Raw genomic sequence first — 9,120 nt, forward strand, 5'->3', positions numbered from 1 at the left:
GTACCGGCGGGGCCGGCCGGTCCGGGCCCGGCCTCTCCCGCCCCCGCCCTGTGCGTCTTCTCGGCCTGGTCGGCCTTATGCGTCGGGCTTGTTCTTCGGCTTGCGCTCGTCCATGTTCGAGAGACGGGTGAGGGCGTCCTTCGCCTTGCCCGTGCCAGTCTCGATCTTGGCGGTGTACTTGCCCTTGGTCCTGGTGTCGACCGTCTTGGCCGCCTTCTCCAGGCCCCGCTCGATCTTGGCCTCGTGCTGCTGCGCGAAGCTGCCGGCCCTGCCCTTCATCTGACCGGCCTTGGCCTTGAGATTGTCCATCAGGCCCATGTGCCACCTTCCCTCGTCGGATCCCTATGTGCGGGCGCTCTGGCCGGTCTCGCGGTCGGCCGCCTCGGCCGCCTCGGCCGCGGACTGCTGTCGGGGGATTCCGGTGCCTTCACCCGCCGGATCCTCCTTCCCGCTCCGCGCGGCCTCGGCCCCGTCGGCGGTACCCGACGCGGACCCCGCCGTCACGGCGTCGGCCGTGTCGGCAGTGTCGGCCGTGTCCTGGGCGTCCTGCACGGACGGTGCCTCCTCGGACGAACGGTTCGTCTCCTTCGACACGCGACGAAACCTGGAAAACACGCCCATTTCCACTCCATACCCTACTCGTGTGGGCGAAATCCCGTGCCGCTCGGAGCGTCCCATTGCGCCGCTCGCGGAGACCGATTCCCCGAACCGGTCCTCGGAATCTCGCAACAGGCAACGAACCCGGCGGTGTCCCGTCACGTCGCCCATTCGAGGAGACCCCCCGGGGTTTGCGAGACTGGCCCGGTGAATACTGCAGGCCACCCGCCGCGAGTCATCGCCGTCGTCGGCCCCACCGCGGCCGGAAAGTCCGATCTGGGCGTCGCGCTCGCCCGACATCTCGACGGCGAGGTCGTCAACGCCGATTCCATGCAGTTGTACCGGGGCATGGACATCGGCACCGCCAAGCTGACGGAGGACGAGCGGCAGGGGGTGCCGCACCGGCTGCTGGACATCTGGGACGTCACCCGGACCGCGAGCGTCGCCGAGTACCAGCGGCTGGCCCGCGCGGAGATGGACCGGTTGCTCGCCGAGGGCCGCACCCCCGTCCTGGTCGGCGGTTCCGGCCTGTACATCCGCGGGGCCATCGACGCCCTCGAGTTCCCGGGCACCGACCCCGCCGTCCGGGCCCGGCTCGAGGCCGAGCTGGAGGAACAGGGCCCCGGAGCCCTGCACGCCCGGCTCGCCGCCGCGGACCCCGAGGCGGCACGCGCGATCCTGCCCAGCAACGGCCGCCGGGTGGTCCGCGCGCTGGAGGTCATCGAGATCACGGGCCGCCCCTTCACCGCCAATCTGCCGGGGCATGAGGCGGTCTACGACACGCTCCAGATCGGCGTCGACGTCGAGCGGCCCGAGCTGGACGAGCGGATCGCCCTGCGGGTGGACCGGATGTGGGACGCCGGACTGGTCGAGGAGGTCCGCCGGCTGGAGGACGCCGGGCTGCGCTCCGGCCGCACCGCCTCCCGCGCGCTCGGCTACCAGCAGGTGCTGGCCGCGCTCGCGGGGGAGTGCACCGAGGAGGAGGCGAAGGCCGAGACCGTGCGCGCCACCAAGCGGTTCGCACGCCGCCAGGACTCCTGGTTCCGCCGCGATCCCAGGGTCCACTGGCTCAGCGGAGCCGCCGACCGCAGAAGGGAACTCCTGGCAAGCGCGCTCGCGTTGGTTGAACGGACGGTCACAGCCTGATCACGTGATGGCATCGGGACGCTCCGTACGTCATCCGGGCACCCCCGGGCATGCCATCATCAAGCTCCGATCGTGCCGTGGTGTCTGGAGTTGGGAGGGCGTGTGGCGATGGAGGCCGGCCCTCGAGACGCATCGCAGCAATCGCCGCACGGAGACGCGCGGCCGCTGACCACGGACGGTCCCGATGAGACCGGAGCGCTCCCGGAGCCCGGTGCCCCGGTCCTCGAGGACGGCTCCGAGGGTACCGACGGCGCGGAATCCGTTTCCGGGGAGTCCTTCCGGGAGCTGCGCCCGCCGCGTCGGCTGCGGATCTGGCAGATCGCGCCGATCGTCGCCCTCGCCATCCTCGGCTCGCTGATGTTCGCCTTCCCGCTCGCCTTCGAGTTCGGTGACGGAGGGGCGGTCGTGGCCATGCTCGGCCTGCTGCTGAGCTGCTGTGCGGCGGGCTGGGGGCTGATGGCCGCCCGACGGGTCGGCTACACCTGGCCGGGCCTGCCCCCCAGGGGCTCCGGACGCCGCCCGGACTGGCGCTTCGTCCTGCTCTACGTGGCGATCGTGGCGGTGCTGGCCGCCCTCACCTTCTGGCGGGTGGTCCGCCTCCGCTAGATCCGCGGAGAGTCCCCCCGAGTGCCCGGTATCCCCCGGAGCCTCCGGAGGATGCCGGGGATGCCGGGGGATGCCTCGGAGGGTCCTGGGAAGGACTTGTGGATCACGTCGGGGCGCGGCGGCGGGCACGTCGCGGGGCGACCGGCACACCGTAGGATCGAGGGATGAGCACCGCACCCCGGCTGCCCTTCCTCAAGGGACACGGCACCGAGAACGACTTCGTCATCGTCCCCGACCCGGACGGACGTCTGGAGCTGACCGCGGCGGCCGTCGCCCGCATCTGCGACCGCCGGGCCGGTGTCGGCGGTGACGGGCTGATCCGGGTCGTACGGTCCTCGGCGCACCCCGAGGCGCGGGGCATGGCCGACCGGGCCGAGTGGTTCATGGACTACCGCAACAGCGACGGCAGCATCGCCGAGATGTGCGGCAACGGAGTCCGCGTCTTCGCCCGCTACCTCCAGCGGGCCGGGCTCGCCGAGGCAGGCGATCTCGCGGTCGCCACCCGGGCCGGGGTGCGCCGGATCCACATCGCCAAGGACGCCGGGGACGCCACGCGGCCGGGCGAGGCCGTCGCGGCCTCCGACGGCCCGATCACCGTGGTGATGGGCCGGGCAGCGCTGCCCGAGCCCGGCCCCGACGGAGAGATCACGGTCACCGTCGGTGAGCGGACCTGGCCCGCGCGCAACGTCAACATGGGCAACCCGCACGCGGTCGCCTTCGTCGACGACCTCGCCCAGGCCGGTGACCTGCTCGCGGCCCCCGCCGTACGCCCCGCCTCGGCGTACCCGGAGGGCACCAACGTCGAGTTCGTCGTCGACCGCGGCCCGCGCCATGTCGCGATGCGCGTGCACGAGCGCGGCTCCGGTGAGACCCGCTCCTGCGGCACCGGCGCCTGTGCCGTGATGGTCGCCACCGCGCGCCGTGACGGGGCCGATCCGGCGGTCACCGGCCACCCCGTCACGTACACCGTGGACGTTCCCGGAGGGCGCCTTGTGATCAGCGAACGGCCGGACGGTACGGTGGAGATGACCGGCCCTGCCGTGATCGTGGCCGAGGGGGAGATCGATCCCGCTTGGCTGGGCGCGGCCCTCGGCTGACACTTCCCTCGAATGGGTGATCCGTTTCACTCTGGGCGAGAGCCGGTCGGCCGTGCGTGATGGGCTCGATAGCATCAAGCACCGGCCCCGGGCGAGTACCCACGCCGGTTGACGCTCGACGCCGCCGGAGGTGCCCATGAGCGCAGAGGCCACCGACCAGGCCCCGTTCGGTCGCAGGCGCGGCCTCCCCCGCATCGACCTGCGCAATCTCCGCAGGTTCAGCCGGGCCGCCCTGCTCGGGACGGCCTCCCGGGGCCGCCTGCCGGACGCCATCGAGCATGTGGCCAAGGTCCATCGCGCGCACCATCCCGGAGCCGATCTGGACGTGCTCCGCAAGGCGTATGTGCTGGCCGAGTCCTCCCACCGCGGCCAGATGCGCAAGAGCGGTGAGCCGTACATCACCCATCCGCTGGCCGTCACGCTGATCCTCGCCGAACTGGGCGCCGAGACCACGACGTTGACCGCGTCACTGCTCCACGACACCGTCGAGGACACCGACGTGACCCTGGACCAGGTCGGGGAGCAGTTCGGCGAGGAGGTCCGCTATCTCGTCGACGGCGTCACCAAGTTGGAGAAGGTCGACTACGGGGCGGCGGCCGAGCCCGAGACCTTCCGCAAGATGCTCGTCGCCACGGGTAACGACGTCCGGGTGATGTCGATCAAGCTCGCCGACCGGCTGCACAACATGCGCACCCTCGGCGTGATGCGCCCCGAGAAACAGGCCCGCATCGCCAAGGTCACCCGCGATGTGCTGATCCCGCTCGCCGAGCGGCTCGGGGTGCAGGCGCTCAAGACCGAGCTGGAGGACCTGGTCTTCGCCATCCTCCACCCCGAGGAGTACGCCCGCACCCGCGAGCTCCTCCAGTCCCACGCCGAGCGCCCCGACCCGCTGGCCCGCGCCGCCGAGGACGTACGGGGCGTGCTGCACGAGGCGGGTATCACCGCCGAAGTGCTGGTCCGCCCGCGCCACTTCGTCTCCGTCCACCGGGTCGGGCTCAAACGCGGCGAGCTGACCGGCACCGACCTCGGCCGGCTTCTGGTGCTGGTCACCGACGACGCGGACTGTTACGCGGTCCTCGGCGAACTGCACACCTGCTTCACCCCGGTGATCTCGGAGTTCAAGGATTTCATCGCGGTTCCCAAGTTCAACCTCTACCAGTCGCTGCACACGGCCGTGGCCGGGCGCGACGGCGAGGTCACCGAAGTCCTCATCCGCACCCACCAGATGCACCGGGTCGCGGAGGCCGGAGTCATCGCCCTCGGTAATCCGTACGCCCCGACGGAGGACGCCGACGCCCCCGAGGGCGAGCGGGCCGACCCCACCCGCCCCGGCTGGCTGTCCCGGCTGCTCGACTGGCAGAGCGCCACCCCCGACCCCGACCTCTTCTGGACCTCGCTCCGCGACGACCTCGCCCAGGACCGGGAGATCACGGTCTTCCGCTCCGACGGCGGCACACTCGGCCTGCCCGCGGGCGCGAGCTGCGTGGACGCCGCGTACGCCCTGTACGGCGAGGACGCGCACTCCTGTATCGGCGCCCGGGTCAACGGCCGGATCGCGACGCTGAGCACGGTGCTGCGGGACGGCGACACGCTGCAGCTGCTGATGGCGAGCGACGGGCGGGACGCCGCCTCCCACGGTCCGTCGCCGGAGTGGCTCGACCACGCCCGCACCCCGGCCGCCCGCATCGCCATCAACCGCTGGCTGGCCGCCCATCCGGCGCCTCCGGCCCCGCAGCACGAGTCCGGGGCGGCGGCCCCGGACCCGGAGGCCGAGTCCGCCGCCAAGCCCCTCGCGACGCGCGGCACGCAGGGCGACGCGGACGCCGCCCCCACCCCCGGTGCGGGCCGTCCCGAGGCGGGCGTCGTCGTCGACCTGCCCGGCGCGACCGTACGGCTCGCCCGCTGCTGCACCCCCGTACCGCCCGACGCGGTCACCGGCTTCGCGGTCCGTGGCGGGGCCGTCACCGTGCACCGGGAGCGCTGCCCCGGGGTGGGGCGGATGATCGCGGCGGGGCGTACGGCCGTCGGGGTGCGCTGGGCGGACGAGGACGACGGTGACGGGGGCGGCGACTACCGCGTGACCCTCTTCGCGGAGGCGTTCAGCAGACCGCATCTCCTCGCGGACCTCACCGAGGCCATCGCCGCCGAGGGTGCGGAAGTGGTGGCGGCCGCCGTCGAGCCGCCCCGTGAGCAGCGGGTCCGGCACACCTACACGCTCCAGCTGCCCGACGCGGGCAGGCTGCCGACCCTGATGCGGGCCATGCGGAACGTTCCCGGGGTCTACGACGTGACGCGCGAGGGCCGCAGCATGGTCGCGGCGCGCCCCTGAGCGCCGTCGCGACGTCTGAACTCCTTCGGGTGGATCACGGCCGGGAGCGACCGCACAGGTGCCGGGGCGCTGGTAGCGGTAAGGCATGACGTTTTCTTCGGGGCGCCGCACCCGGCCGCCGCGCACCGGGCGCCGTCCGTGGCCGCCGCGCACCGGGCGCCGCCGGACCGCGCTGGTGGCCGCGGCCATGGCCGCCGTCTTCCTCGCGGTCGGCCCCTCCTCCGCCGCGGGGCCGGTGATCCCCCCGCATCCGAAGCCCCTGGGGATCGGCGACCCCCTCTTCCCGCAGCTCGGCAACCCCGGCTACGACGTCACGGCGTACGACCTCGCCTTCGACTACCACCGCCAGGACCGCCCGCTCGACGCCGTCACCACCATCGACGCCCGCGCCACCGCCGCCCTGCGCACCATCAACCTGGACTTCACCCAGGGCATCGTGGATTCGGTGCGGGTCGACGGAGAGCGGGCCCGGTTCGTGACGACGGGTGAGGACCTGGTGATCATCCCGTCCGCCCCGGTCCGCCGGGGCGCCGCCTTCCGGATCACCGTCCGCCACACCAGCGATCCGCGCGGCGGCGCGAGCGGCGGCTGGGTCCGCACCAGCGACGGGCTGGCCATGGCCAACCAGGCCAACGCCGCCCACCGGGTCTTCCCGTGCAACGACCACCCCTCCGACAAGGCCCGCTTCACCTTCCGGATCACCGCCCCGAAGAGCCTTACGGTCGTCGCGAACGGTCAGCCCGGACAGCGCGTCCGCAAGGGATCGCGGACCACCTGGACGTACCGCCTCGCCCACCCCATGGCCACCGAGCTGGCGCAGATTTCCATCGGCCGCTCCGCCGTGCCGCACCGCACCGGACCCCACGGGCTGCCGATGCGCGACGTGGTGCCCGCCGCGGACCGCACACGCCTGGAGAAGTGGCTCGCCCGCACGCCCGGACAGCTGGGCTGGATGGAGAAGAAGGCCGGGCGCTACCCCTTCGAGAACTACGGAGTGCTGATCGCCCACGCCACCACCGGCTTCGAACTGGAGACACAGACGCTCTCCCTCTTCGAGCGCGATCTGTTCACCAGCGGACAGCTGCCGCGGTGGTACATCGAGTCGATCATGGTGCACGAACTGGCGCACCAGTGGTTCGGCGACAGCGTCAGCCCGCGCCGCTGGTCCGACCTGTGGCTCAACGAGGGGCACGCCACCTGGTACGAGGCCCTGTACGCCGATGAGCACGGTAAGGCGAGCCTGAAGCGGCGGATGCGCAAGGCGTACGGGCAGTCCGACACCTGGCGGGCCGAGGCGGGCCCGCCCGCGGCCCCCAAGCCCGCCGACCCCGACCAGCAGATCGGCATCTTCCGCCCGATCGTCTACGACGGCGGCGCACTGGTGCTGTACGCGCTGCGGCAACGGATCGGCCGGACCGCCTTCGAGCGGCTGGAACGCCAGTGGGTGCTCCGCCACCGCGACGGTGTCGCCTCGACCGCCGACTTCATCCGGCTGGCCTCCGAGGTGGCCGGGCGCGATCTGAGCGGATTCCTCCGGCCGTGGCTGTACGGCAGGACGACACCGCCGATGCCGGGCCACCCCGACTGGAAGCCCGCGGCGCAGCAGACCGCGAAGGGCGCCGCCCCGCCGGGCGCGCGGGCGGGACGGCACGCGGTGCGTCACGCCGTGCCATGGGCCGTGAAACCCGGGTGACGGCCCGGCCGCCGCGTGCGACCATCAAGGGGTCGGCGTGCGCGGCCGGCCCGGTGGGGAATCCCACGGGCCCGCCACGCGTTGTTGACAGTGACGGTATTCCACGACGTAAGGATTCCTTTGACCCACTCCTCTTCCCTTCCGCAGGACCGGCAGCGAGCCGCCGAGAGCCTTCGGGCCGACGCCCTGATGGAAGAGGACGTCGCCTGGAGTCACGAGATCGACGGGGAGCGTGACGGCGACCAGTACGACCGCTCCGACCGCGCAGCCCTGCGGCGCGTGGCGGGGCTGTCCACCGAGCTCGAGGACGTCACCGAGGTCGAGTACCGGCAGCTGCGCCTGGAGCGCGTGGTGCTGGTCGGTGTCTGGACCTCCGGCACGGTCCAGGACGCGGAGAACTCCCTGGCGGAGCTCGCCGCGCTCGCCGAGACCGCCGGCGCCCTGGTGCTCGACGGTGTGATCCAGCGGCGCAACAAGCCGGATCCCGCCACCTACATCGGCTCCGGCAAGGCCGAGGAACTGCGCGACATCGTGGTCGAGTCCGGTGCCGACACCGTCGTCTGCGACGGTGAGCTGAGCCCGGGCCAGCTGATCCACCTCGAGGACGTCGTCAAGGTCAAGGTGGTCGACCGGACCGCCCTGATCCTCGACATCTTCGCCCAGCACGCCAAGTCCCGGGAGGGCAAGGCGCAGGTGTCGCTCGCCCAGATGCAGTACATGCTGCCCCGGCTGCGAGGCTGGGGTCAGTCGCTGTCCCGGCAGATGGGTGGCGGTGGCTCCGGATCCTCGGGCGGCGGTATGGCCACCCGTGGCCCCGGTGAGACCAAGATCGAGACGGACCGGCGCCGCATCCGCGAGAAGATGGCCAAGATGCGCCGCGAGATCGCCGAGATGAAGACCGGCCGCGACATCAAGCGGCAGGAGCGCCGGCGCCACAAGGTCCCCTCGGTCGCCATCGCCGGATACACCAACGCGGGCAAGTCCTCCCTGCTCAACCGGCTCACCGGTGCGGGCGTCCTGGTGGAGAACGCACTGTTCGCCACCCTGGACCCGACCGTGCGCCGGGCCGAGACCCCCAGCGGGCGGCTCTACACCCTGGCGGACACCGTCGGATTCGTCCGCCATCTGCCGCACCACCTGGTGGAGGCGTTCCGCTCCACCATGGAGGAGGTCGGCGACGCCGATCTGATCCTCCATGTGGTGGATGGCTCGCACCCGGCCCCGGAGGAGCAGCTGGCCGCCGTGCGTGAGGTGATCCGCGACGTGGGCGCGGTCGACGTGCCCGAGATCGTGGTGATCAACAAGGCGGATCTGGCCGATCCGCTGGTCGTGCAGCGGCTGCTGCGCATGGAACGGCGCGCTCTGGCGGTCTCGGCCCGCAGCGGGCTGGGCATCGACGAGCTGCTCGCGGTCATCGACGAGGAGCTGCCCCGGCCCCAGGTCGAGATCGAGGTGCTGGTGCCGTACACCGACGGCAAGCTGGTCGCGCGCACCCATGCCGACGGCGAGGTGATCTCCGAGGAGCACACCCCGGAGGGCACGCTGCTCAAGGCACGGGTGCACGAGGAACTCGCGGCGGAGCTGCGGCGCTACGTACCGGCCGCGGCCGGCGGACAGCGCTAGCCACGACAAGCACACGGCGAGGGCCCCCC

At 72.3% G+C, this 9,120-nt stretch carries 8 protein-coding genes; 6 read left to right on the forward strand and 2 right to left on the reverse strand.

Annotated elements, in window-relative coordinates:
- Nucleotides 1–75: 75 nt before the first annotated feature.
- Both AXW62_RS21310 and AXW62_RS21315 read right to left on the reverse strand, forming a co-directional pair.
- Complete coding sequence (locus AXW62_RS21310; protein ID WP_030839420.1) at nucleotides 76–318, reverse strand: antitoxin; 243 nt, start codon at nucleotides 316–318, stop codon at nucleotides 76–78.
- Nucleotides 319–342: 24 nt separating this feature from the next.
- The gene (locus tag AXW62_RS21315; protein WP_060945949.1) at nucleotides 343–594 is read right to left on the reverse strand and encodes a hypothetical protein; all 252 of its coding nucleotides are present in this window, start codon (nucleotides 592–594) and stop codon (nucleotides 343–345) included.
- 210 nt (nucleotides 595–804) lie between these two features.
- Between AXW62_RS21315 and miaA the strand changes: the two genes are divergently transcribed.
- The 6 genes from miaA (at nucleotide 805) to hflX (ending at nucleotide 9,091) form a co-directional block, all read left to right on the forward strand.
- Entirely contained in the window at nucleotides 805–1,743 is a 939-nt protein-coding gene (gene miaA, locus AXW62_RS21320; protein WP_030839426.1) for a tRNA (adenosine(37)-N6)-dimethylallyltransferase MiaA, read from the forward strand.
- Between the two features lie 108 nt (nucleotides 1,744–1,851).
- Complete coding sequence (locus AXW62_RS21325; RefSeq protein ID WP_060945950.1) at nucleotides 1,852–2,349, forward strand: hypothetical protein; 498 nt, start codon at nucleotides 1,852–1,854, stop codon at nucleotides 2,347–2,349.
- 164 nt (nucleotides 2,350–2,513) lie between these two features.
- Nucleotides 2,514–3,446, forward strand: a complete 933-nt coding sequence (dapF, locus tag AXW62_RS21330; protein ID WP_060945951.1) for a diaminopimelate epimerase — start codon at nucleotides 2,514–2,516, stop codon at nucleotides 3,444–3,446.
- Nucleotides 3,447–3,582: 136 nt separating this feature from the next.
- A complete protein-coding gene (locus tag AXW62_RS21335; protein WP_060945952.1) occupies nucleotides 3,583–5,775 on the forward strand; it encodes a RelA/SpoT family protein in 2,193 nt (730 codons plus the stop codon).
- Between the two features lie 85 nt (nucleotides 5,776–5,860).
- Nucleotides 5,861–7,468 (forward strand): M1 family metallopeptidase, encoded by a 1,608-nt coding sequence (locus AXW62_RS21340; RefSeq protein ID WP_079115721.1) that lies wholly within the window; start codon nucleotides 5,861–5,863, stop codon nucleotides 7,466–7,468.
- A gap of 120 nt (nucleotides 7,469–7,588) precedes the next feature.
- Complete coding sequence (gene hflX, locus AXW62_RS21345; RefSeq protein ID WP_060945953.1) at nucleotides 7,589–9,091, forward strand: GTPase HflX; 1,503 nt, start codon at nucleotides 7,589–7,591, stop codon at nucleotides 9,089–9,091.
- Nucleotides 9,092–9,120 lie beyond the last annotated feature (29 nt).

The sequence above is a fragment of the Streptomyces hygroscopicus subsp. hygroscopicus genome (assembly GCF_001553455.1).
Classification (GTDB): Bacteria; Actinomycetota; Actinomycetes; order Streptomycetales; family Streptomycetaceae; genus Streptomyces; species Streptomyces hygroscopicus.